This window comes from Duganella phyllosphaerae, assembly GCF_001758785.1.
Lineage (GTDB): Bacteria > Pseudomonadota > Gammaproteobacteria > Burkholderiales > Burkholderiaceae_D > Rugamonas > Rugamonas phyllosphaerae.
In genome coordinates this window covers 64,364-88,838 of sequence record NZ_LROM01000082.1, presented here as the reverse complement: position 1 = coordinate 88,838, position 24,475 = coordinate 64,364, and the positions used below count along the sequence as shown (strand labels likewise).

Genomic DNA, 24,475 nt, shown 5'->3' with positions numbered 1-24,475 from the left:
GTGGTGCAGCTTTTGTGGCTGCGGCGCAACAGGTAGCATTTACTTACAAAATCTTGAGTTGCCTTTAAAAGTTGCAATTCGGGCAGAATTTACCCCTGTCATACGCCTGTAATACGGCTTGCAAAGTTGGTTTTTAACATCTTCTGGATTTTTTTAGGCGCAAACCAGGCGACGACTTGTAAGCTTATTAGCAATGAGTTAGGGGTGAATACGAGCTCTTCGTTATAAAATAGCGCGGTAAATAGCAATGTAGCTATTTTTACTTGGTCCGACCACGATGTTGTAATGATGCATGACATGGCAACGTTACACAGGCAGGCCGCACAACGGACTGTCACCCATGTTCATCGTGCGGAAAGAACGCGTCTGATTCGCTTGCTCGGCATGAAATATTGCGATGCGATAAAATAGCGCCACAGAAAGACAGCAGTGGCCGCTCGGGAGTGAGCTCTCAGGCGCAAACGACGTCGCAGCAGGCGTCGATAAGCAACCGAATTGAGCCGCACTATTAGCTGCTTTACCTTTGATAGCAATACAACTGAAGGAAATAAAGAATGAAAAAATCCCTGATCTCCATCGCCATCCTGGGCGCCCTGAGCAACGTGGCAATGGCACAATCGAACGTTACCCTGTACGGTATCGTTGATGCCGGTATCGTCGCAGAACGCGGTGGCATCAATGGCAACGTGACCAAACTGGGTAGCGGCACTGCTTCGGCTTCGCGTATCGGCTTCAAAGGTACCGAAGACCTGGGTGGCGGTCTGAACGCTATCTTCAAGCTGGAAGCCGGCGTAAAAACCGACGACGGCGCACTGGACAACAGCACCAATCGCCTGTTCAACCGCGAAGCCTACGTTGGTCTGAGCTCGAAAACTGCCGGTACCCTGACCCTGGGTCGTCAGTACACCCCTTACTACGAAGTTCTGCGCGACGTGGCTGACCCGTTCGCAATGGGCATGGCCGGTACCGCCAAAAACTTGTTCCCAGTGGGCTCGACCAGCGCCGTGGCTAACGTCACCACCGGCACCCGCAACGACAACGCTGTTGTCTACAAAACCCCTAGCTACTACGGTTTCTCGGGTTCGGTTTCGTACAGCCTGGGCGAACAAGCTGGCGATTCGGGCGCACAGCGTCAAATCGGCGCGTCGGGTCTGTACACCAATGGCGACCTGAACGTTGGTATCGCGTACAACACGCACAACAACGACACCGCGACCAATCCTAACCTGCGTAACGGCCACAACACCCTGGTTGGTGTGAACTACAACTTCAAAGTTGTTAAAGCTTACGTTGCCTACGGCAACAACAAAGGCCTGAACAGCTCGAACGTTGCAGTGCCTAACGCTTACAGCAACCTGCCTTACGGCAACTCGGAAAACACCGTCAACGCGCTGATCGGTCTGACCGCACCAGTTGGCGACGCCGGCACCGTGATGGCTTCGTACACCCGCAAGAACGACAAAGATCCACTGAACCGCGATGCTAACCAGTTCGCTGTTGGTTACTCGTATGCTCTGTCGAAGCGCACCAGCACCTATGTTGCTTTCGCTAAAATCAACAACAAAAACGGCGCTGCTTACACCGTCGGTAACAACACCGAAGCCGGTACGGGCGACAAAGCCTTCAACCTGGGCGTAAAACACGCATTCTAATCTGACTTCTCAGGTTTAGAATCCACAACGGCTGCCTGGTGCAGCCGTTGTTCTTTTGGGAAAGCGATTGACGAATGAAGAACCGACAACGTGCGCTGCTGGCCGGCGCCCTGCTGCTGGCCTCGTGCGCGGTGCTGGCGGCATCCAAGGCGCCCGGCGCGCGCAAGGCCGACGAGCGCGGCTTGCCGCGCTACGGCATGCTCGTGTTTTCCGACTTGTGCATCAATGCCGACAGCGGCGAATTCGGCGGCCAGCGCATCACCTTGCAACGGTTTAACGAGGTCGATACCGTGCTGTACGAATACACGGCCGGCGGCATCAGTTGGCCGGTGGTGGCCAGCGACGTCAATATCGATCCGCGCGGCAGGCAGATGTACTTCACCGTGCAGCCACCGGAAGAGGACGAGCGCACCATCAGCGGCAAGATCGTCGAAGGCGGCAAGGCGCTGGTGCTCGATGGCGGCTACTGCGGCGACGCCACGGTGCCGATGCGGTTGCCTTTGGTGACCGATTTTGGCCGCAAGGCGGGCGTGTGCCGCGCCTGTCCGCCGCAAAAAGAGCAGAAGGATGCGCCGGCCGCCAGCAACGGCGGCGCCTGACCCTAGATTTTCCGGGCTGCCTGCGCGGCCTGCGCCGTGCTGCGGATGGTGGCCAAGGTGGCCCCCGGCGTAATCAGCTCGCCGTCATAGCGCAGCTCGATCAGCGCCGGCAGTTGTTTTTCGTTGGCCCACGCCAGCGCGCGTTCGAGCGCCGGGCCGAATTCGGCTGTCGCCGTCACCACTTCTCCGTGGCCGCCGTAGGCCACCGCCAGCGCCGCAAAATCGGGGTTGTGCAATTCCGTGCCCGACACGCGGCCCGGATAATCGCGCTCCTGGTGCATGCGGATAGTGCCGAACATACCGTTGTTAAACACGATCACCACTACGCCCGCGCGGTACTGCACCGCCGTGGCCAGCTCCTGGCCGTTCATCATGTATTCGCCGTCGCCGGCAAAGGTGATCACGGTGCGCTCAGGGTCGATGATCTTGGCCGCCACGCCGGCCGGCACGCTGTAGCCCATGGCGCCGCTGGTGGGCGCGAGCTGGGTGCGCATGCCGCCGTAGCGGTGGAAGCGGTGTGCCCAGGTGGCGTAGTTGCCGGCGCCGTTGGTGATGATGACGTCGTGCGGGGCGATACGGTCGATGTCCTGCACCACCTGCCACAGGTCGAGCGGTGCGGCGCCGTCCTGGAAAATCGGTGGCTGTTGTTGCCACGCCGCCAGGTCGGCGCGCGCCGCCGCCACGCTCGCTTGCCACGCGTCGCTCTGCAATGGCGCCAGCGCGGCCAGCATGGCCGTAAATTGCGGCATGCCGCTGTTGATCATCAGCTCGGCCTGGTACACGCTGCCCAGTTCCTCGGCGTCGGCATGAACGTGGACCAGGCGCTGCTGCGGTACTGGCGCGGCCAGCAGGCCGTAGCCGCCAGTGGTCATCTCGCCCAGGCGCGGGCCGATGGCAACGATGACGTCGGCCTCGCGCACGCGTTTGGCCAGCGCGGGGTTGATGCCGATGCCGACGTCGCCGGCGTAATTGGGATGGTCGTTGTCGAGCAGGTCCTGGAAGCGGAACGCGCACGCCACCGGCAGGTGGTTCACTTCGGCAAAGCGCCGCACATCGGCGCAGGCCTGCTCGGTCCAGCCGCCGCCGCCCAGCAGCAGCAACGGGCGCTGTGCGCCTTGCAGCATGGTGCGAACGGTGTCCATTTGCGCGCTTGATGGCGACGCCTGCACCGGCTGGTAGCGGCGCGTATCGGCGACTGCGGCCATGGTAGTGAGCATGTCCTCGGGCAGGGCCAGCACCACCGGGCCGGGGCGGCCGCTGGTGGCCACCTGGAACGCGCGCGCCAGGTACTCGGGAATGCGGTCGGCGCGGTCGATCTGCGCCACCCACTTGGCCATTTGCCCGAACATGCGGCGGTAGTCGATTTCCTGGAACGCTTCGCGGTCGATGAAGTCACTGCCCACCTGGCCGATGAACAGGATCATCGGCGTCGAATCCTGGTACGCGGTATGCACGCCGATCGAGGCATTGGTGGCGCCCGGTCCGCGCGTGACGAAGCAGATTCCAGGGCGGCCGGTCATCTTGCCGTAGGCGTCGGCCATGAAGGCGGCGCCGCCTTCCTGGCGGTTGATGATGAAGCGGATGCCGGAGTCGTGCAGCGCGTCGAGCACGTCGAGATAGCTTTCGCCGGGCACGCCGAAGGCGGTATCGACGCCGTGGATCTGGAGGGCGTCGACCAGGATCTGGCCGCCGCTGCGGGTGGGGTGCGTCATGTGTGGCCTTTACAGGTAGGGATTCATCATTCTAAGGCGGCGCCCCGGCGCGGGCTTTAACAATGGCGACACCAAATTTCAGAATTGGCGGCATGGGCTGTTACAATGCCGCCTGAAGCAAGCCAGACAGCCGCTGGCCAGTGCGTAATGCCTGGCGGGAGGAAGGTCCGGACTCCACAGAGCGGGGTGACGGTTAACGGCCGTCCGCCGAAAGCCTTTGCTGGCGCAAGCCGGCGAGGTATAAGGCGAGGAACAGGGCCACAGAGACGAGCGTATTAAGTTACGGTGAAACGCGGTAACCTCCACCTGGTGCAATTCCAAATAGGCACGCGATGATGCTGCTCGCGGAGCGTGCGGGTAGGAAGCTTGAGCGCTGGAGTAATCCAGCGCCTAGAGGAATGGCTGTCATAGCGCGGTTCGCCGCGCCGTAACAAAATCCGGCCTATCGGCTTGCTTCAACTAATAACCATGCGGCTGCCGCCGGATCGATGCGACACCGCGCCGACCGGGGACGCCGATGAAACAGTACATACTGGCCTTGGACCAAGGCACCACCAGTTCGCGCGCCATCGTGTTCGATCACGCCGGCCACATCTGCGGCAGCGCGGCAGCCGAATATCCCCAGCATTTCCCCCATCCCGGCTGGGTCGAACACGACCCGCAGGACATCTGGCAAAGCCAGCTCGCCGTGGCCCGCCAGGTCCTGCGCGACAACCACATCGACCCGCGCCAGATCCGCGCCATCGGCATCGCCAACCAGCGCGAAACCACGCTGGTGTGGGACCGCGCTACCGGTGCGGCGATCGCCCCGGCCATTGTCTGGCAGGACCGCCGTACGGCCGATACCTGCGACGCGTTGCGCGCGGCCGGCAAGGCGGCGCTGATCAAGTCCGCCACCGGGCTCGAACTCGACGCCTATTTCTCCGCCACCAAGCTCAAATGGCTGCTCGACCACGTGCCGGGCGCACGCGAACGCGCGCGGCGCGGCGAACTGGCCTTCGGCACCGTGGACAGCTGGCTGGCGTTCCAGCTGACCGGCCGCCACGTCACCGACATGGGTAATGCGTCGCGCACCATGCTGTTCAACATCCACCTGCTGCGCTGGGACAGCGACATGCTGGCGCTGTTCGACATCCCCGAGGAGCTGCTGCCGCAGGTGGTGTCGTCGAGCGAGGAAATCGGCACGACGAAGCCCGAACTGTTCGGCGTGCCGATTGCCGTGGCCGGCATCGCCGGCGACCAGCAGGCCGCCACCTTCGGCCAGGCCTGCCTGCAGCCGGGCATGGTCAAGAATACCTATGGCACCGGCTGCTTCATGCTGATGCACCTGGGTCGCCACCCGGTCGCATCGCACAACCGCCTGCTCACCACCGTGGGCTGGCGCCTCGACGGCGAAACCGACTACCTGATGGAAGGCAGCGTGTTCATGGGCGGCGCCACCGTGCAGTGGTTGCGCGATGGCCTGGGCCTGATCCAGAAATCGAGCGACGTGGAAGCGCTGGCCGCCAGCGTGGCCGACAGCGGCGGCGTGTTCCTGGTGCCGGCTTTTGCCGGCCTCGGTGCGCCGCACTGGGACCCGTATGCGCGCGGCGCCCTGGTGGGCCTGAGCCGGGGCAGCCATCGCGGCCATATCGCCCGCGCCGCACTGGAAGCGATCGCCTACCAGAGCGCCGAGCTGATGATCGCCATGCAGCGCGACGTGGCGGCCTCGCGCCGCGACTTCAGCTTGAGCGAGGTGCGCGCCGACGGCGGCGCGGCGCGTAATGACCTGCTGATGCAGTTCCAGGCCGACTTGCTGGGCGTGCCGGTGGTGCGTCCGCACGTGACCGAAACCACGGCGTTGGGTGCCGCCTACCTGGCCGGTCTGGCGGTGGGCTACTGGGACAGCCGCGAGCAAGTGGCGGCGCAATGGACCTGCGAACGGCGCTTCGAACCGGCCATGGGCGATGACCGGCGCCAGGCCTTGCTGGCCAACTGGGGCAGGGCAGTGGCGCGCTCACGCGACTGGCATCAGGACCAGGAAAGCTAATATGGCACGGCACTGCCTCGCGCTAATATGTATAGACAACTTAAGCCAGCTGGTATGTTCGGCTTATGGACCGGTTTGATACGCCGAAAGCCGACTGAAAGTCACTGACCCGCTATTCCCCCGCCCCCAGAGCCGCTTTGCACGGCATTCATCGTCCTTGTCCCGCTTTTGCCTCCTCGACATTACCGAACTCGACTGTTGTAAATAATTTAATGCAATGTTGGTATCTGGCAACTTTATGCGATTATTTTATTGTTTTGACCCAGTCATTTTTGATCGAGCGCAACCCCCAAACACATGTGCATAGATGAGAGTCCACATTCAGTTTTGGACATAAGTACTTAATTTGTTGAGCTATTTTGTTTCTAGCTGGCTTCAAGGAAGCGCGCTAAGTCCTTAATTTCATTACTAAAATCGGGATTTCGATTGCCGGAAAGCGCTTGACCACGATACGGCCATCCACTAAAGTGGGCATCTGTGTGAAAAAGTGTCTTTTTGTGGGAAATTTCTACTGACTTAGCGGCAGGGGAAGTTGGACGACAAAAGTTGCAATTCATGCTCCGCTAACAATTTGAGGTCAAAGGTAATCCCGTGTTTCAAGGCGCGTCCGCAATCAATCTCGATGCAAAAGGCAGGATGTCTATCCCTGCCAAGCATCGTGACGCGCTGGCCATCCAATGCGAAGGCCGCCTCACGCTCACCCGCCATCCCGATGGCTGCGTCATGCTGTTCCCCCGTCCCGTGTGGGAGCAGCACCGTCAGCAGATCGCCCAGTGGCCCATGCAGGCACGCGCCTGGCAGCGCATCTTCCTCGGCTACGCCACCGACGTCGAACTCGACACCGCCGGCCGCATCCTGGTCGCGCCCGAGCTGCGCAGCGCGGTCGGCATCGAGCGCGAAGTGATGTTGATGGGTATGGGCTCGCATTTCGAAATCTGGGACGCCGCCAAGATGGCGGAAAAAGAGCAGCAGGCAATCGAAGCCGGCACCCCCGATGTCCTCGCCAATTTCTCTTTCTAAGGTACTCCGTGATCACGACACCTACGGTACCTGACAGCGCGGTACCCGACCGCGCATCACCGGTAGCCGCCGCCGACTTCCAGCATCGCACCGTGCTGCTCGACGAGGCGGTCGATGCACTGGCGCTCACCGGCGCGCGCGCCAACGGCGTCTTCGTCGACGGCACTTTCGGCCGTGGCGGCCACTCGCGCCTGATCCTGGCCAAGCTGGGCGCCAGTGCGCGCCTGGTCGCCTTCGACAAGGATCTGCAGGCGATCGCCACCGCCGAACAAATCGACGATCCACGCTTCACCATCGTTCACGACAGCTTTGCCACCATGGGCGCGGCCCTGGCCGAGCGCGGCGTGGCGCAGGTGGACGGCATCCTGCTTGACCTGGGCATTTCGTCGCCACAGGTGGACGACGCCGCGCGCGGCTTCAGCTTCCGCAACGACGGTCCGCTCGACATGCGCATGGACACCACGCGCGGCATGTCGGCAGCCGAATGGCTTGCCATCGAAAACGAAAAGACACTGGAAAAGGTTATTAAAGAATATGGGGAAGAACGGTTTGCTTTCCAGATTGCAAAGGCGATTGTTGCTCGCCGGGCAATCGAGCCAATTTCGACCACACGACAGCTTGCCGGCATCGTGGCAGGCGCGGTCAAAACCCGGGAGAAGGGCAAGGATCCGGCCACTCGCACCTTTCAGGCTATCCGGATTTTCATCAATAAAGAGCTTGAAGACCTCGAAATCGGTCTGAACCAGGCGTACGCCAGCCTGGCGCCGGGCGGCATCATGGCCATCATCAGCTTCCACTCGCTGGAAGACCGCATGGTCAAGCGCTTCTTTGCCGCCCGCGCCAATGTCGAACAGCCCGACCGCCGCCTGCCGATCCGCGCGGTGGACCTGCCGCAGCCCGAGATCAAGCTGCTGGCCAAGGTCAAGCCATCGGACGCCGAAGTGGACGCCAACCCGCGCGCCCGCTCGGCGGTGATGCGCGTGGCGCGCCGCCTGCCATTCCCTGAGGACGCAGCGTGAGCGGCAAGATCAACATCGTGCTGGCCGCCTTGCTGGTGGGCTGCGGCCTGTCGCTGGTCAACGCCCAGTACCAGGCGCGTCACCTGTACATCGAACTGGAACGCTCGCAGTCGCAGGCGCGCCAGCTCGACATCGAATGGTCGCAGCTGCAGCTCGACCAGTCCACGCTCGGCAAGCACGCGCGCATCGAGGAAATCGCCCGCCGCGACCTGGGCATGACGGCGCTCACCGCGGCGCGCACGCAGTACTTGACGCCAGAGGCATCGAAATGAGTCGCAGCGGCCACCAGAACAACGGGCGCGTCGCCCGCTCCAAGGGCGTGCCGTTCTCGAAGAACCCGGTACTGGCGGTGAGCCTGCCGGTATGGCGCTCGCGCGTGGTGCTGTTCGTGCTGTTCTTTGCCTTTGCCGCGCTGGCCGGCCGCGCCATGTGGTTGCAGGGCATGTCCACCCAGTTCCTGCAAAAGCAGGGCGAGGCCCGCTACGCGCGCACCCTGATCCTGCCTGCCACGCGCGGCAAGATCACCGACCGCGATGGCCAGGTGCTGGCGTCGTCGGTGCCGGTCAAGGGCATCTGGGCCAACCCGGACGACGTGCAGAATGCACCGGCCGACCAGCTCAAGGAATTGGCCACGCTGCTGGGCATGACCAACGCCGAACTGCAGAAAAAGCTCGACTCCGACCGCAGCTTCGTCTATCTCAAGCGCCAGGTCGAAATGGACGTGGCCGACAAGATCGCCAAGCTCAAGATCACCGGCATCGGCTCGGAAAAAGAATACAAGCGCTTCTACCCGCAGGGCGAAGTGACCACCCACGTGGTGGGCTTTACCAACCTGGAAGACGTGGGCCAGGAATCGATGGAGCTGGCCCAGCAAAAGAACCTGGTCGGCCAGACCGGCACCCGCCGCGTGATCCGCGACCGCCTGGGCCACATCGTCGAGGATATCGGCTCGGTGCGCGAACCGCACGACGGCAAGGACCTCACGCTGTCGATCGACGGCAAGATCCAGTACATTGCCTTCACCCAGGTGAAAGACGCAGTGGAAAAATTCAAGGCCAAGGCCGGTGCTGCGGTGGTGCTCGACGTCCACACGGGCGAAGTGCTGGCGCTGGCCAACTATCCGACCTACAACCCCAACGACCGCTCCAAGCTCACCGGCGAGCAACTGCGCAATCGCGTAATGACCGACAGCTTTGAACCCGGCTCCACGCTCAAGCCGTTCACGGTGGGCCTGGCGCTCGATGAAAAACGCGTCACGCCGCATACCATGATCGATACCGGTAACGGCGCGATCATGGTCGGCGGCCATGCCATCCACGACACCAGCGCGCACCACACCATCGACGTCCAGACCGTGATCCAGAAGTCGTCCAACATCGGCACGCTGAAGATCGCGCTGGCCATGCCGGCGCAGGACCTGTGGGAAATCTATACCAAGGTGGGCTTTGGCCAGCCGCCGCGCTGGGGCTTCCCGGGCGCCGTGGCGGGCCGCCTGCGTCCCTACAAAACCTGGCGCACGGTGGAACACGCCAATATCAGCTTCGGCCAGGGTCTGACGGTGTCGCTGATCCAGCTGGCACGCGCGTACATGATTTTCGCGCGCAACGGCGACATCATTCCACTGTCGTTCCAGAAAGTGACCGAAGCGCCGCACGGCACCCAGGTGGTGAGCGCCAAGACTGCCGCCGAAATGCGCGAGATGCTGGAAATGGTCACACTGCCGGGCGGCTCCGCGGTCAAGGCGCAAGTGCCCGGCTACCGCGTGGGCGGCAAGACCGGTACCGCGCAAAAGGTGGTCAACGGTCGCTATTCGCACACCAAGTACATCGGCAACTTCGTCGGCATGGCGCCGATGTCGGACCCGCGCTTCATCATCGCCGTCATGATCGATGAGCCGAGCGGCCCCCTCAAATACGGCGGCGACGTCGCCGGCCCGATTTTTTCGGCCCTGGCCGCGCAGGCGCTGCGCGCCAAGAACGTGGCGCCGGACTCCGACCTGACCCATATCATCATTCCTGAATCCGCAGCACAGGGGAACATGTGACGACTTTAAACTTCGACCCGTTGGCCGGAATACCCGCCATCGCCGACGCGATCCGCAAGCTGGCGCCAGGCGCCCGCCTGACGTCTGACTCGCGCCGCGTGGAGCCGGGCGACGTGTTTTTCGCTTTTGCCGAAGGCCGCGCCTTTATCGACAGCGCGGTTGCCAATGGCGCCGCGCTGGTGGTATTCGACCCCGCCGGTGGCGACCTGCCCGACCACGTGACCGTGGCCCGCATCGGCGTGACCAATCTCAAGCAACACGCCGGCCCGATCGCCCACGCGTATTACGCGCAGCCAGATACCGCCATGTTTACCGTCGGCGTGACCGGCACCAATGGCAAGACATCGAGCGCCGTGTGGCTCGGCCAGGCGCTGGCGCGCGGCGGTGAACTGGCTGCCGTCATCGGCACCCTGGGCGTGGGCGTGTTCCGTGCTCGTGGCGAAGTCGATTACGACGTCACCGGCTATACCACGCCCGACGCCGTGCTGCTGGCGCGTACGCTGGCCGGCCTGCGCGAACAAGGCGCCAGGTCGCTCGCCATCGAAGTGTCGTCGATCGGGCTCGACCAGCATCGCGTGGCCGGCATGCATTTCGACGTGGCGGTGTTTACCAACCTCACGCGCGACCACCTCGACTACCACGGCGACATGGCCGCGTACGAAGCGGCCAAGGTCAAACTGTTCGACTGGCCGGGACTGAAAACCGCTGTCGTCAACCTCGACGACCCGGCCGGCCTGCGCCTGATCGCTTACTTGAAGACCAAGCCTGCGTTGGCTGGCACCATTCCGCTGATCGGCTACACGCTCCAGGATGACGCTGCGCAGCCCGATATCGACGACGTGCTGATGCTGCGCGCCAGCCAGCTGCGTACTGGCCGCGCCGGTGGTACCGAGTTCCACCTTGACTGCCCGCTGGGCGTGGCGCTGGTGAAAACCCACCTGGTGGGCGCCTTCAATATCAGCAACGCGCTGGGCGTGATGGGCGCGCTGCTGGCCAAGGGCACCGGCCTGCGCGGCGCCATCGACGCTGTGGAAGCACTGGAACCCGCCCCCGGCCGCATGCAGCAGGTGGGTGGCCAGGATGCGCCGTTGATCGTGATCGACTACGCCCACACGCCCGACGCGCTGGAAAAAACCCTGGCCGCGCTGCGCGCTGTCGCCAGCGACCGCCAGGGCCAGCTGTGGTGCGTGTTCGGCTGCGGCGGCGACCGCGATCCGGGCAAGCGTCCGCAAATGGGCCGTATCGCCCAGGCGGCCGACCAGGTGATTGTCACCAGCGATAACCCGCGCAGCGAAGACCCGCACGCCATCATCGAGCAGATCGTTGCCGGCATGGACTTGAGCAACCCTGCCTCGCGCGTGCAAACCCAGGACGACCGCGCCGGCGCCATCCTGTCTGCCATCAAGCACGCCGCCAAGGCCGACGTGATTCTGCTCGCTGGCAAAGGCCATGAGCCGTACCAGGAAATCAAGGGCAAGAAGCTGTCGTTCTCCGACACCGACCACGCCCAGCTGGCGCTGTCGGCGCGCCTGACCATGATGAGGACCCATTGATGCGCGCTGTACTCGCACAGGTCCTTCCCGCACTGGCTGGCGTCACCTTCGCTGGCGATGATGCCATAGCCTTCAATGGTGTTTCCACCGACAGCCGCAGCGTCGCAAGCGGCGCCCTGTTCGTCGCACTGCGCGGCGAGGTGTTCGACGCTCACCGGTTCCTGCATGACGTTGCCGCCAAGGGCGTCGCCGCCGTGGTGGTGGAAGAAGTGCCGGCAGGTTTGACGGTGCCGGCCATTGTCGTGCCCAACACCTTGACGGCGCTGGGCCAGCTGGCCAACTGGTGGCGCGGGCAGTTCGCGGTGCCGGTGATCGGCGTCACCGGCAGCAACGGCAAGACCACGGTCAAGGAGATGATCGCCACCATCCTCGCTGCCGCCCACGGCGAAGCAGGGCGGCTGGCCACGCGCGGCAACCTGAATAACGAAATCGGCGTGCCATTGACCTTGTTCCGCATGGACGCACAGCAGCAGTCGGCCGTGATCGAGATGGGCATGAACCATCCGGGCGAAATCGCCCGCCTGGCCGCGATTGCCGCGCCCACGATCGCCATGGTCAACAACGCCCAGCGCGAACACCAGGAATTCATGCACACGGTGGAAGCGGTGGCGCGTGAAAACGGCGCCGTGCTGTCCGCTTTGCCGGCCGATGGCGTGGCGGTCTACCCGCACGGCGACGAATACACGCCGGTGTGGGACGAACTGGCCGCCGGTCGCCGCGCGCTGCGCTTCGGCTTGAGCAAGGCGGCCGAGGTGTCGTGCACGTTCCGGGCCGACGACTCAGGTGCCACATTCGGCAACCAGATGTTCGTCACCATCCGCGAAAGTGAAGGTGAAGGCGAGCGCGAACAGCAGTTCTTCGTCAACCTGCAGGCCGCCGGCGAACACAATGTGCGCAATGCGCTGGCCGCTGTCGCCTGCACCTACGCAGCCGGCATCGCGCTCGAACATATCAAGCTGGGACTCGACACCTTTGCACCGGTCAGCGGTCGCCTGCAAAGGAAGCTTTCCGCCAATGGCGCCACCGTCATCGACGACACCTACAACGCCAACCCGGACTCGGTGCGCGCCGCCATCGACGTACTGGCCAAGGCTGCCGCGCCGCGCGTGCTGGTGCTGGGCGACATGGGCGAAGTGGGCATGCAGGGCCGCGAGTTCCACGAAGAGATCGGCGCATACGCGCAGAGCAAAGGCATCGAACAGGTGCTCGTTACCGGCGAACTGGCCGCCCACATGCGTGGGGACGCCATTCGTCATTTTGAACAATTCGACGCGTTATTGTCCGCAGTGGATGCGGCAGTCACGTCGAACGCAACCGTATTGATCAAGGGCTCCCGCTTCATGAAAATGGAACGGGTCGTGCAGCATTTGATTGGATTGCAACAAGCTATTAAAGGAAGTCACTAATCATGCTGCTTTGGCTCGCTCAGTTTTTCCAGGACGAGATTGGCCCGCTTCGGGTCTTTAACTTCATCACTTTCCGCGCTGTCGCTGCGGCGGCCACCGCCCTGATCATCGGCCTGGCGGCCGGTCCGGCCGTGATCCGCATGCTGACGTCGCTCAAGTACGGCCAGGCCGTGCGCACCGACGGTCCGCAAACGCACCTGAAAAAACACGGCACCCCGACCATGGGCGGCGTGCTGATCCTGATCGGCATCGGCGTCTCCACCTTGCTGTGGTGCGACCTGTCGAACCGCCTGATCTGGCCGGTGCTGGTGGTCACGCTGGGCTTTGGCGCCATCGGCTGGGTCGATGACTACCGCAAGGTGGTCAACCAGGACCCGGAGGGCATGCGCTCGGCCGAAAAATACTTTTGGCAGTCACTGGTCGGCCTGGCCGCCGCGCTGTACCTGGCGTTCTCGGTGTCCGCCCCGAATGCGGGCAAGGTGTTCGAGCTGTTCTTCGCCTGGGTGCAGTCGGGCTTCCAGCTCGACCTGCCGCCGAAGGCCGACCTGATCGTGCCGTTCTTCAAGACCATCAGCTATCCGCTGGGCGTGTGGGGATTTATCGCGCTGACGTACTGCGTGATCGTTGGCACCAGCAACGCCGTCAACTTCACCGACGGCCTCGATGGCCTGGCCATCATGCCGACGATTATGGTCGGCGCGGCCCTGGGCCTGTTCGCCTACCTGACCGGTAGCGCCACCTATTCGAAGTACCTGCTGATTCCGCACATTCCGGGCGCGGGCGAGTTGATCATTTTCTGCGGCGCGCTCGCTGGCGCCGGCCTGGCCTTTTTGTGGTTTAACACCCATCCGGCCCAGGTGTTCATGGGCGACGTCGGCGCACTCGCCCTGGGCGGCGCGCTGGGCACCATCGCCGTGATCGTGCGCCAGGAAATCGTACTGTTCATCATGGGCGGTATTTTCGTGGCCGAAACCGTGTCGGTGATCATGCAGGTGAGCTGGTTCAAGTTCACCAAGAAGCGTTACGGCGTGGGCCGCCGCGTGTTCCTGATGGCGCCCTTGCACCACCACTTCGAACAAAAAGGCTGGAAAGAGACCCAGGTCGTCGTGCGTTTCTGGATCATCACGATGATGCTGGTGCTGGTTGGTTTGTCTACCCTGAAGCTGCGATGATCTACGACGGCAAAAACGCTCTTGTTTTGGGGCTCGGAGAATCGGGCCTGGCGATGGCGCTGTGGCTCGCCCGCAGCGGCGCGCGCGTGCGCGTGGCCGATACCCGCGCGGCGCCCGAGCGCCTGCCTGCCTTGCAGGCGGCCGTGCCAGGCGTGGAATTTGTCGCCGGCGCGTTCGACGCGGCCTTGCTCGATGGCGTCGATTTCGTGGCCGTGAGTCCTGGCCTGGCGCCGGGCCGCGAGCTGGCCGTGATCGCGCCGGCAGCGGCTGCCGCCGGCATTGCCGTGTGGGGCGAGATCGAGTTGTTCGCGCAAGCGCTGGAATGGCTGAAGAATGAGCGCGCGTATGCGCCGAAAATCATTGCCATCACCGGCACCAACGGCAAGACCACGGTGACCACGCTGGTGGGGCAGTTGTGCGAACGCGCCGGCAAGACCGTGCGCGTGGCCGGCAATATCAGCCCGGCGGCGCTCGACGTGCTGCGCGAAGTCCTGGACAGCGACAACTTGCCGGACATTTGGGTACTCGAACTCTCCAGCTTCCAGTTGGAGACCACCTTCACCCTCGAAGCCCACGCCGCCACGGTGCTCAACGTCACGCAAGACCACCTGGACTGGCACGGCGACATGCCGTCGTACGCGGCCTCCAAGCACCGCATCTTCGCCCACCACACCGTGCGCGTACTCAATCGCGACGACGCCACCGTGATGCGCATGGCCAGCAACAATGGCGTCAATGTCAGCTTCGGCACCGACGCGCCCAAACATCTCGGCGACTTCGGCCTGAACAACGAACGCAACGTGCTGTGGCTGGCCACCGCCGTGCCGGCCGAGGAAGAGGGCGAACCGAAGAAGCGCAAGAAGAACGATCCGCCGCCGCCACCGGTCGAGACCACGGTGAAAAACCTGATGCCGTCCGACGCGCTGCAAATCCGTGGCGTGCACAATGCCGCCAATGCGCTGGCGGCACTGGCGCTGTGCCGCGCCATCGACCTGCCACTGGCGCCCCTGCTGCATGGTCTGCGCGACTACCGCGGCCAGCCGCACCGGGTCGAACTGGTGGCCGCCATCAACGACGTCGAATACTACGACGACAGCAAGGGCACCAACGTGGGCGCCACCGTGGCCGCCTTGAACGGCCTCGGCAGAGCCTTCACCGGCGCCGAGCAGCGCCTGGTGGTGATCCTCGGCGGCGACGGCAAGGGCCAGGACTTCGGCCCGCTGGCCGAACCGGCCAGCCGCTACGTGCGCGCCGCGCTCTTGATCGGCCGCGATGCAGCGTTGTTGCGCGCGGCGCTGGCGCACACCGGCATCGCCCTCGAAGACTGCGGCGCCGACCTGCCCAAGGCGGTCATGCGTGCGCGCGACCTGGCGCAAACCGGCGACGCCGTGCTGCTGTCGCCGGCGTGCGCCAGCATGGACATGTTCAGGAACTACGCGCATCGCGCCCAGGTGTTCATCGACACCGTGCGCGAGATCGCCCTCGACAACGGACAGGAGCTCTGATGGCCTTCCAGATGCCGTTCCGCTTCGGACAGAAATCGGCGGTCACGCCGATCGATGGCCGCGCGCGGCAGTCGAAGATGATGGAATACGACCAGCCGCTGGTCTGGGTCACCATCATCCTGATGTTGCTCGGCATGGTGATGGTGTATTCGGCGTCGATCTCGCTGCCCGATTCGCCGCGCTTTGCCAACTACGTGCGCTGGCAGAACACCTACTTCCTGCAACGCCAGGCCATGTTCGTGGTGGTGTCGCTGGTCATCGGCATGTTCGTGTTCCGCACCCGTATCGCCACCTTGCAAAAGTGGGCGCCGTACCTGTTCATCGGCACCCTGGTGCTCTTGGTGATGGTGCTGATTCCGGGCCTGGGCTCGGTGGTCAATGGCAGCCGCCGCTGGTTGTCGCTGGTGGTGATCAAGATCCAGCCGTCGGAACTGATGAAGGTGGTGGCGGTGCTGTACGCGGCCGACTACACGGTGCGCAAGCAGGAATACATGCACAAGCTGACCAAGGGCTTTTTGCCGATGGCTGCGGCCGTCGGTTTCGTCGGCTTGCTGCTGCTGCTCGAGCCCGACCTGGGCGCGTTCGGCGTGATCGTCTGCATCACCATGGGCATCCTGTTCCTGGGCGGGATCAACGCGGTGTGGTTCGGCGGCATCGGCGTGATGCTCGTCGCCATTTTTGGCTCGATCATCGCGCTGTCGAAATTCCGCCGCGAGCGCTACTTCGCCTACCTCAATCCGTGGGACGAGAACAATGCGATGAACAAGGCGTACCAGTTGACGCACTCGCTGATCGCGTTCGGCCGTGGCGAAATCTTCGGCGTTGGCCTGGGTGGCAGCGTGGAAAAGTTGCACTACCTGCCCGAAGCGCACACCGACTTTTTGATGGCGGTGATCGGCGAAGAACTGGGCCTGGTCGGCGTACTGGTCGTGATTGCCATGTTCTACTGGATCGTCAAGCGCGCCTTCGACATCGGCCGCCAGGCGATTGCCATCGACCAGACTTTTGCCGGCCTGACCGCCAAGGGCATCGGCATCTGGATCGGCGTACAGACCTTTATCAATATGGGCGTGAACCTTGGTTTGCTGCCTACCAAGGGATTGACCCTGCCGCTGATGAGCTATGGCGGCACGGGCGTGGTAATTAACTGCATCGGCCTGGCGATCCTGCTCCGGATCGACTACGAAAACCGGGTCCTGATGCGTGGTGGCAGATTATGAAACGACTGATGATCATGGCAGCCGGCACCGGCGGCCACATTTTCCCCGGCCTGGCGATTGCGCAGACCATGCGCGCGCGCGGCTGGGAAGTGACCTGGCTGGGTACCTCTGCGGGCATGGAGCAGGACCTGGTGCCCAGGAGCGGCATCGCGATGGACAGCATCGACTTCACCGGCATGCGCGGCAAGGGCCTGTCGCACTCGATCGGCGGCGCGCTGAAAATGGTGAAAGCCTTTATCGCGTGCCACGGCTTTATCGGCCGGCGCAAGCCCGATGTCATCCTCGGCATGGGCGGCTACGTTACTGTCCCTGGGGGCTTGATGGCGAAGATGCGCGCCACGCCGCTGGTGCTGGTCAATGCCGACGCCGCGCTGCTGTTGTCGAACAAGACGCTGGTGCCGTTCGCCGAGCGCGTTTGCTTCGGCTTCCCCGCCAACTTCGGCAAGGCGGCCGACAAGGCGGTGGTCACCGGCAACCCGGTGCGCAAGGAGATCCTCGATCTGCCGGCGCCAGCCGAACGTTTTGTCGGCCGCAGCGGTGCGCTGCGCATCCTGGTCGTCGGCGGCAGCCTGGGCGCGAAAGCGCTCAACGACAACCTGCCTGCCGCGCTGGCGCTGATCCCGGCCGAGCAGCGCCCGCTGGTCACCCACCAGTCGGGCAAGAAGAATATCGACGCGCTGCGGGCGTCGTATGCGCAGGCCGGCGTGACCGCCAACGTGGTCGACTTCATCGACGACATGGCCAGCGCCTACGCCCAGGCCGACGTGGTGATCTGCCGCGCCGGTGCGATCACGGTGTCGGAACTGACTGCCGCCGGCGTGGCCAGCGTACTGGTGCCGCTGGTGGCGTCGACCACCAGCCACCAGCGCGACAACGCGCAGTGGATGGCGAAGCAGAATGCGGCGATCCACATGCCGCAGACGGAAATGAGCGCGCAAAGCGTGGCGACGCTGCTCGAAACGCTCACCCGCACCGCGTGTCTCACCATGGCGACGGCGGCGCACCAGGTGGGCAAGCGCGATGCGAACCAGGCGATCGCACAGGTAATTGAACAACTTGCAGTAAAAGCATAGCGCTTAGAACATAGGAACCAGGCAGTGAAACATAAAGTACAGAACATACACTTCGTCGGCATCGGCGGCAGCGGCATGAGCGGCATCGCCGAAGTGCTGCTCACGCTCGGCTATTCCGTTTCCGGCTCTGACCTGGGCAGCAACGCTGTCACCCAGCGCCTGGCGGACATGGGCGCCAAAGTGTTCCAGGGTCATGCGGCCGACAATATCGGCGCCGCCGACGCTGTGGTCACCTCGACCGCTGTGCAGCAGGACAATCCCGAAGTACTGGCAGCGCGCGCGCGCAAGGTGCCGATCGTGCCGCGCGCCGTGATGCTGGGCGAGTTGATGCGCCTGAAACGCGGCATCGCCATCGCCGGCACCCACGGCAAAACCACCACCACCAGCCTGGTGGCGTCGGTACTGGCCGAAGGTGGGCTGGATCCGACGTTCGTGATCGGTGGCCGGCTGACGTCCGCCGGCGCCAACGCCAAGCTGGGCACCGGCGACTACCTGGTGGCCGAAGCCGACGAGTCGGACGCATCGTTCCTGAACCTGACGCCGATGATCGAAGTGATCACCAACATCGACGCCGACCACATGGACACGTACGAGCACGATTTCGAAAAGCTCAAGCAGGCGTTCGTGCACTTCACGCACCGCCTGCCGTTCTACGGCCGCGTCATGCTGTGCATCGACGATGCGCACGTGCGCTCGATCATCCCGCACGTGACCAAGCCGGTCACCACCTACGGCTTCCACGAGGAAGCGGAGGTGCGCGCCATCAATGCCCGCGCCGTCGGCGTGGAAATGCACTTCACGGTGCTGCAGGACGGCTACCCGGACCTGGACGTGGTGCTGAACCAGCCCGGCATGCACAACGTGCAGAATGCCTGCTCGGCGATTGCGATCGCCCGCGAAATCGGCATCGAAGACCACCATACGCAAGCGGGCCTGGCCGGCTTCGGCGGCGTGGGCCGCCGCTTTACGCGCTATGGCGAGGTTGCCATCCAAGGTGGAGCCGAACCGCGCGGCACCTTTGCGCTGGTCGATGACTTCGGCCACCACCCGGTGGAAACCGAAGTCACGCTGGCCGCCGCGCGCGCCGCGTACCCGGGCCGCCGCCTGGTGCTGGCGTTCCAGCCGCACCGCTACAGCCGCACCCGCGACCTGTTCGAAGATTTCGTCAAGGTGCTGGGCGCGCCCGACGTGCTGGTGCTGGCCGAGGTGTACGCCGCCGGCGAAGCGCCGATCGTCGCGGCCGACGGCCGCTCGCTGGCGCATGCCTTGCGTGCACGCGGCAAGATCGAACCGATTTTCGTGGAAAACATCGGCGACATGCCGGAAACCATCATGAGCGTGGTGCGCGACGGCGACGTTGTCATCACCATGGGCGCCGGCGCCATCAGCGCCGTGCCGGCCAAACTGACTAATTACCCAAAGGTCCGAGCATGAGCATTATTTCAACTGAAGACATCAAGGCGCTGGGCAAGGTAGGCGTACTGCTCGGTGGCCGCTCGGCCGAGCGCGAAGTGTCGCTGATGTCCGGCGCCGGCGTATTGAAAGCGCTGCAATCGAAGGGCGTCGATGCCCACGGTTTCGATACCGGCGAGCGTAGCCTGGCCGAACTGGCCGAGCAAAAATTCGATCGCGTGTTCATCGCGCTGCACGGCCGCTACGGCGAAGACGGCAGCCTGCAGGGAGCACTGGAACTGCTGCGCATTCCATACACCGGCAGCGGCGTGATGAGCAGCGCGGTGGCGATGGACAAGATCACCACCAAGATCCTGTGGCTGGCCGCTGGCCTGCCTACGCCGCGCTACGCGGTGATCGATGCAAGCTCGGACCTGGACGCCATCAGCGCCGACCTGGGCCTGCCGCTGATCGTCAAGCCGCCGCACGAAGGCTCGACCATCGGCATCACCAAGGTGGCGGCGGCTGCCGACTTCAAGGCCGCGTGCGACATCGCCGCCGCCATCGACGATGCCGTGCTGGCCGAGGAGTTTGTTACCGGCCGCGAGTTCACGGTGGCCGTGATCGGCTCCGGTGCCGATGCACGGGCATTGCCGATCGTGGAGATCGTCGCGCCAGCGGGCAACTACGACTACCAGAACAAGTACTTCACCGACGACACCCAGTACATCTGCCCGGCCGTGCTGCCGGCCGCACTGACGGCCGAGATGCAGCGCATCGCCGTGGCGGCCTACCGCAACATCGGTTGCGAGGGCTGGGGCCGGGTGGACGTGCTGCTGCGCGAACGCGACCAGAAGCCGTTCCTGCTCGAAGTGAACACGTCGCCCGGCATGACCGGCCACTCGCTGGTGCCGATGGCCGCGCGTGCCGAGGGCATGAGCTACGAAGACCTGTGCGTGGCGATCCTGCGCACGGCCCGTTTGAAAATGAAGGGTTGAGAGCACGATGTGGCAAGACGCTAAAGCCTTGAATGCCACCGCCAGCGCGCTGTTCGCAGCCGCGCTGCTGGCATGCATCGCCGCCGGCGTGTGGTGGGTGGCGCAGCGTCCGATGTTCGACCTGCGTACCATCCGCATCGAGAGCATGGACCAGGACGGCCTGCGCCACGTGAACCAGCTGACCCTGCGTAACAGCGCGCTGTGGCGCCTCAAGGGCAACTTCTTCACCACCAACCTCGACGCCGTGCGCCAGGTGTTCGAGGCGGTGCCGTGGGTGCGCCGCGCCACCGTGCGCCGCGAGTGGCCCAACCAGCTGATCGTCACGCTGGAAGAGCACGAGGCGCTGGGCACGTGGGGCGAGGACGGCCGCCTGCTCTCGACCAAGGGCGATGTGTTTACCGCCAACCTGGCCGAGGCGGAAGAGGATCACGACCTGCCGGAATTCGACGGCCCCGATGGCAGCGAGAAGGAAGTGCTGGCCCGTTACGGCGAGCTGCGCACCTGGTTTGCGCCGCTCAAGCTGGTGCCAGAGGCGCTGTCGCTGTCTTCGCGCTACGCGTGGACCGTGAAGCTCGATAACGGCATGAGCGTGGCGCTGGGCCGCGAGCAGACCAGCAGCACGCTGCGTGAGCGGGTGGAGCGGCTGCTGGGCATCTACCCGCAACTGGTCGAGCACCTGCCCGAGATCGAGACCATCGACATGCGTTACCAGAACGGCCTGGCGCTGAGCGCCAGGGGATTGAAGATACCGAAAGACGGCGCCTGGCCGAAAAAGCAGGCCATGAAGAAGACTGCGGCTGGCGCCCAAAAGCCATTGCCAGCAACACGATAACCACGATAACAATCACAAGCAGAACAGAGCAGGCAACACATGACAAAAGACGCGAAAAACCTGATCGTCGGTCTCGACATCGGCACCTCCAAGGTGGTGGCCGTGGTGGCCGAGGTGATGAGCGATGGACGCCACGAAGTGATCGGGCTGGGTCAGCACGAATCGAAGGGCCTGAAAAAAGGCGTGGTCGTCAACATCGAAGCGACCGTCGAATCGATCCAGCGCGCGCTCGAGGAAGCGGAGCTCATGGCCGACTGCAAAATCCGCAATGTGTACGCGGGCATTGCCGGCAGTCATATCCGCAGCTTCAATTCGAGCGGCATGGTGGCCATCAAGGAAAAGGAAGTGACGGCCACCGACGTAGCGCGCGTCATCGAAACGGCAAAGGCGGTTAACATTCCGACTGATCAGCAATTGCTGCACACCGTGCCGCAGGAGTTCATTGTCGACAGCCAGGAAGATGTGCGCGAGCCGATCGGCATGAGCGGCATCCGTCTCGAAGTCAAAGTCCATATCGTTACCGGCGCCGTCTCTGCGGTGCAGAACATCGTCAAGTGCGTACGTCGCTGCGGGCTGGAAGTATCGGACCTGATACTGCAGCCTATGGCCTCGGCCGACGCGGTGCTGACCACCGACGAAAAAGAACTCGGCGTGGTGCTGATCGACATCGGCGGCGGCACCACCGACGTGGCAGTGTTCTCCGACGGCGCGATCCGTCACACGGCAGTGATTCCGATCGCGGGCGACCAGATCACCAACGACGTCGCCATGGCGCTGCGCACGCCGACGGCGGAAGCGGAAGAGATCAAGATCCGCTTCGGCGTGGCCAAGCAGGTGCTGGCCGATCCGGGCGAGACACTGGAAGTGCCGGGGCTGGGCGACCGTGGTCCGCGCACGCTGTCGCGCCAGGCGCTGGCAGCGGTGATCGAACCGCGCGTGGAAGAGCTGTTTGCGATGGTGCACCAGGTGGTGCGCGAGTCCGGTTACGAAGGCGTGCTCTCGTCGGGCATCGTCCTTACCGGCGGTACATCCATCATGCCGGGCATGGTGGAGATGGCGGAAGACATCTTCCTGCGGCCGGCGCGCCTGGGCACGCCGGACTACCGGGGCCAGCTGGCCGACGTGGTGCGCAGCCCGCGCTACGCCACCGTGCTGGGCCTGCTGCTGGAAGCGAAAAAACAGTACCTGCGCGGGCACATCGTGACGCGCCAGGATGGGTCGGTGAAGGCAGTGTGGCAACGCATGAAGGAATGGTTCCTCGGGAACTTTTAAGCAGAACGAAGTACAGAACGGTAGCAAAAGCAGCTGAACGAAAACGTAAGCATCTAAATTATTTAAATTAATCCGCAGTTTTCAATCTCCAGTTCTCCTACTAATATGAGGACTGGCGCTTGGAAACGGCAAACTGATAGGGAGCACATCATGGAGTTCGATATGGTCGATAACGCAGCTTTGGGCACCGTCATCAAGGTGGTCGGTGTCGGCGGAGCAGGTGGCAATGCGGTTCAACACATGATCAACAAGGGCATGTCCGGCGTGGAATTCATCGCCGCCAATACCGACGCGCAGGCGCTGGCTACCTCGCGCGCACACAACGTCATCCAGATCGGCGAGACCGGCCTGGGTGCCGGCATGAAGCCGGACGTCGGCCGCAAGCTGGCCGAAGAATCGCGCGCGCGCATCGAAGATGCACTGCGCGGCGCGCACATGGTCTTCATCGCCGCCGGCATGGGCGGCGGCACCGGCACCGGCGCCGCACCGATCGTGGCCGAAGTGGCCAAGTCGCTGGGCGCGCTGACCGTCGCCGTGGTCTCCAAGCCGTTCTCGCACGAAGGCCAGAAGTGCATGGACATCGCCGATGAAGGCCTGGAACAGCTGTCGGCCAACGTCGACTCGCTGATCGTGATCCTCAACGAAAAACTCGAAGAGATCTACGAAGACGAATCGCTGATCGAATGGCTGCAACACGCTGACGATGTACTGAACAACGCGGTGGCCGGTATCGCCGAGATCATCAACGTGCCGGGCCACATCAACGTCGACTTCAACGACGTCAAGACCATCATGGGCGAGCAGGGCAAGGCCATGATGGGCACCGCGACCGCATCCGGCATCGACCGTGCGCGCATCGCCGCCGAACAGGCCGTGGCCTCGCCACTGCTCGACGGCGTCGACCTGTCGGGCGCCCGTGGCGTGCTGGTCAATGTGACCGCCAGCCGTGGCCTCAAAGGTAAAGAGATCAAGGAAGTCATGGCTGCCGTGCGCGCCTTTGCCGCACCGGACGCATCGATCGCGCAAGGTATCGCGTACGACGACGCCATGGGCGACGAAATCCGCGTCACCGTGGTCGCCACTGGCCTGGGCAAGAACAAGAAGCACGTGCAACTGGTACCGCAGCAAATGCTGCGCACCGGCACCCACAACAGCCCGATGATGCCATCGGCCGGCATGGGCGGCGCGGCGGTCAACGTGGGCATGGGTTCGACCGGCGTGATGGGTTCGGGCGCTGCCGGCTTCGACGGCATGAAGGCGCCAGCCGTATGGCGCCGCGAGTCGGCCTCCGAGCAAGTGCGCGCGATGGAAAAGAATGGCATGGAAACCTATGACATTCCAGCCTTCCTGCGCAAGCAAGCCGACTAATCATTCATACACATACAAAGGAAACACCATGACCATCAAGATCGGCGACCAACTGCCAGAAGGCACCCTGTCCGAATTCATCGACACCGAAACCGAAGGCTGCGCACTGGGTCCGAACACGTTCAACGTGCAAGACCTGGTCAAGGGCAAGAAGATCGCCATCTTCGGCCTGCCGGGCGCCTATACCCCGACCTGCTCGGCACAACACGTGCCAGGTTACGTCCAGCACGCGGAAGCCTTCAAGGCCAAGGGCGTCGATGAAATCTGGTGCATCTCGGTCAACGACGCGTTCGTGATGGGCGCCTGGGGCCGCGACCAGAAAGCCACCGGCATCGTGCGCATGATGGCCGACGGTAACGCCGCCTACAGCAAGGCCCTGGGCCTGGACGCCGACTTCAGCAAGTTCGGCATGGGCACCCGCTCGCAGCGTTACTCGCTGCTGGTGGAAGACGGCAAGGTCACCCAGCTGAACGTGGAAGAGGGCGGCAAGTTCGAAGTGTCGAACGCGGAAACGCTGCTGGGCCAGCTGTAATCGGCTTCGGTTCGCAGTAACGACAAACGGCGCTTCGGCGCCGTTTTTTTTGGCAAACCCGCAATGCCAACCGGGGT

The 24,475-nt window shown here is 63.5% G+C and carries 20 protein-coding genes and 1 other RNA gene; 20 read left to right on the top strand and 1 reads right to left on the bottom strand.

The annotated features are described in order from the left end of the window. The first annotated feature begins 554 nt into the window (after positions 1 to 554). A complete protein-coding gene (locus DUPY_RS11720; protein WP_070248211.1) occupies positions 555 to 1,652 on the top strand; it encodes a porin in 1,098 nt (365 codons plus the stop codon). Positions 1,653 to 1,726: 74 nt separating this feature from the next. Beyond that, on the top strand, positions 1,727 to 2,251 hold the full coding sequence (locus DUPY_RS11715; RefSeq protein WP_070248209.1) for a hypothetical protein: 525 nt from the start codon (positions 1,727 to 1,729) through the stop codon (positions 2,249 to 2,251). A gap of 2 nt (positions 2,252 to 2,253) precedes the next feature. On the opposite strand, the gene DUPY_RS11710 is transcribed toward DUPY_RS11715, so the two are convergent. Next, positions 2,254 to 3,963 carry a thiamine pyrophosphate-binding protein gene (locus tag DUPY_RS11710; RefSeq protein WP_070248207.1) on the bottom strand — a complete coding sequence of 570 codons (1,710 nt, stop codon included), beginning with the start codon at positions 3,961 to 3,963 and terminating at the stop codon, positions 2,254 to 2,256. Between the two features lie 114 nt (positions 3,964 to 4,077). Here DUPY_RS11710 and rnpB point away from each other — a divergent pair. The 18 genes from rnpB (at position 4,078) to DUPY_RS11620 (ending at position 24,398) form a co-directional block, all read left to right on the top strand. Further along, positions 4,078 to 4,424: RNase P RNA component class A (rnpB, locus tag DUPY_RS11705), an RNA gene on the top strand. A gap of 56 nt (positions 4,425 to 4,480) precedes the next feature. Continuing rightward, on the top strand, positions 4,481 to 5,992 hold the full coding sequence (glpK, locus tag DUPY_RS11700) for a glycerol kinase GlpK (protein WP_070248204.1): 1,512 nt from the start codon (positions 4,481 to 4,483) through the stop codon (positions 5,990 to 5,992). Between the two features lie 591 nt (positions 5,993 to 6,583). Continuing rightward, on the top strand, positions 6,584 to 7,012 hold the full coding sequence (gene mraZ / locus DUPY_RS11695) for a division/cell wall cluster transcriptional repressor MraZ (RefSeq protein ID WP_070248203.1): 429 nt from the start codon (positions 6,584 to 6,586) through the stop codon (positions 7,010 to 7,012). Between the two features lie 8 nt (positions 7,013 to 7,020). Next, the gene (rsmH, locus tag DUPY_RS11690; protein WP_071651621.1) at positions 7,021 to 8,031 is read left to right on the top strand and encodes a 16S rRNA (cytosine(1402)-N(4))-methyltransferase RsmH; all 1,011 of its coding nucleotides are present in this window, start codon (positions 7,021 to 7,023) and stop codon (positions 8,029 to 8,031) included. Further along, complete coding sequence (gene ftsL / locus DUPY_RS11685; RefSeq protein ID WP_070248201.1) at positions 8,028 to 8,303, top strand: cell division protein FtsL; 276 nt, start codon at positions 8,028 to 8,030, stop codon at positions 8,301 to 8,303. Before rsmH ends, ftsL begins: the two co-directional genes overlap by 4 nt. Further along, on the top strand, positions 8,300 to 10,075 hold the full coding sequence (locus DUPY_RS11680) for a peptidoglycan D,D-transpeptidase FtsI family protein (protein WP_070248199.1): 1,776 nt from the start codon (positions 8,300 to 8,302) through the stop codon (positions 10,073 to 10,075). The genes ftsL and DUPY_RS11680 overlap by 4 nt, the downstream gene beginning before the upstream one ends. After that, the gene (locus DUPY_RS11675) at positions 10,072 to 11,628 is read left to right on the top strand and encodes a UDP-N-acetylmuramoyl-L-alanyl-D-glutamate--2,6-diaminopimelate ligase (RefSeq protein ID WP_229255333.1); all 1,557 of its coding nucleotides are present in this window, start codon (positions 10,072 to 10,074) and stop codon (positions 11,626 to 11,628) included. Before DUPY_RS11680 ends, DUPY_RS11675 begins: the two co-directional genes overlap by 4 nt. Next, entirely contained in the window at positions 11,628 to 13,034 is a 1,407-nt protein-coding gene (locus DUPY_RS11670) for a UDP-N-acetylmuramoyl-tripeptide--D-alanyl-D-alanine ligase (RefSeq protein ID WP_070248198.1), read from the top strand. The genes DUPY_RS11675 and DUPY_RS11670 overlap by 1 nt, the downstream gene beginning before the upstream one ends. A 2-nt stretch (positions 13,035 to 13,036) precedes the next feature. After that, complete coding sequence (gene mraY, locus DUPY_RS11665; protein ID WP_070248197.1) at positions 13,037 to 14,206, top strand: phospho-N-acetylmuramoyl-pentapeptide-transferase; 1,170 nt, start codon at positions 13,037 to 13,039, stop codon at positions 14,204 to 14,206. Next, positions 14,203 to 15,711, top strand: a complete 1,509-nt coding sequence (murD, locus tag DUPY_RS11660) for a UDP-N-acetylmuramoyl-L-alanine--D-glutamate ligase (protein ID WP_070248196.1) — start codon at positions 14,203 to 14,205, stop codon at positions 15,709 to 15,711. The genes mraY and murD overlap by 4 nt, the downstream gene beginning before the upstream one ends. After that, positions 15,711 to 16,931, top strand: coding sequence for a putative lipid II flippase FtsW (ftsW, locus tag DUPY_RS11655; RefSeq protein WP_070248195.1), 1,221 nt, complete (start codon positions 15,711 to 15,713; stop codon positions 16,929 to 16,931). The genes murD and ftsW overlap by 1 nt, the downstream gene beginning before the upstream one ends. Beyond that, positions 16,928 to 18,004, top strand: coding sequence for an undecaprenyldiphospho-muramoylpentapeptide beta-N-acetylglucosaminyltransferase (murG, locus tag DUPY_RS11650; protein WP_070248193.1), 1,077 nt, complete (start codon positions 16,928 to 16,930; stop codon positions 18,002 to 18,004). The genes ftsW and murG overlap by 4 nt, the downstream gene beginning before the upstream one ends. A 24-nt stretch (positions 18,005 to 18,028) precedes the next feature. After that, positions 18,029 to 19,438 carry a UDP-N-acetylmuramate--L-alanine ligase gene (murC, locus tag DUPY_RS11645; protein ID WP_070248191.1) on the top strand — a complete coding sequence of 470 codons (1,410 nt, stop codon included), beginning with the start codon at positions 18,029 to 18,031 and terminating at the stop codon, positions 19,436 to 19,438. Beyond that, positions 19,435 to 20,394 (top strand): D-alanine--D-alanine ligase, encoded by a 960-nt coding sequence (locus DUPY_RS11640; RefSeq protein ID WP_070248189.1) that lies wholly within the window; start codon positions 19,435 to 19,437, stop codon positions 20,392 to 20,394. The genes murC and DUPY_RS11640 overlap by 4 nt, the downstream gene beginning before the upstream one ends. Before the next feature lie 7 nt (positions 20,395 to 20,401). Continuing rightward, on the top strand, positions 20,402 to 21,226 hold the full coding sequence (locus DUPY_RS11635; RefSeq protein WP_070248187.1) for a cell division protein FtsQ/DivIB: 825 nt from the start codon (positions 20,402 to 20,404) through the stop codon (positions 21,224 to 21,226). 39 nt (positions 21,227 to 21,265) lie between these two features. After that, complete coding sequence (gene ftsA / locus DUPY_RS11630) at positions 21,266 to 22,498, top strand: cell division protein FtsA (protein WP_070248185.1); 1,233 nt, start codon at positions 21,266 to 21,268, stop codon at positions 22,496 to 22,498. 150 nt (positions 22,499 to 22,648) lie between these two features. Then, positions 22,649 to 23,866 carry a cell division protein FtsZ gene (gene ftsZ / locus DUPY_RS11625; RefSeq protein WP_070248183.1) on the top strand — a complete coding sequence of 406 codons (1,218 nt, stop codon included), beginning with the start codon at positions 22,649 to 22,651 and terminating at the stop codon, positions 23,864 to 23,866. A gap of 28 nt (positions 23,867 to 23,894) precedes the next feature. Then, positions 23,895 to 24,398, top strand: a complete 504-nt coding sequence (locus DUPY_RS11620; protein WP_070248181.1) for a peroxiredoxin — start codon at positions 23,895 to 23,897, stop codon at positions 24,396 to 24,398. Positions 24,399 to 24,475 lie beyond the last annotated feature (77 nt).